At 63.3% G+C, this 251-nt stretch carries 1 protein-coding gene; it reads right to left on the bottom strand.

Annotated elements, in window-relative coordinates:
• Positions 1-251 (bottom strand): hypothetical protein (locus SB660_RS22450; RefSeq protein ID WP_410584686.1); only part of this gene is annotated, 251 nt, incomplete at both ends.

The following is a 251-nucleotide window of genomic DNA, read 5'->3' as shown; positions in this document are numbered from 1 at the left end:
CATCTTGGTGTCGAGCTCTTCCATCGCTGCCTGCACGTCCGCGCCGCAATCGGCCCAGATCGTGTTCAGAGCCTCGGCCTGCATCTGGCGGAACGGGGTCCAGTTCGGTACCGCGGGAACGTACTTCGCGTTCTCGTAGGCCGTCTGGAACACGCCCCAGCGCTCGTCCTCGCGGGCATCCATGATGTCCATGTCGACGTTGACGGGCACGCGCACGATGTTGCCCTCTTCATCGCCGTTCATGAGGATGG

It is taken from the genome of Bacillus sp. SIMBA_005 (genome assembly GCF_046535585.1).
GTDB classification, from domain to species: Bacteria; Bacillota; Bacilli; order Bacillales; family Bacillaceae; genus Bacillus; species Bacillus pumilus.
This window is presented reverse-complemented; position numbering and strand designations above follow the sequence as displayed.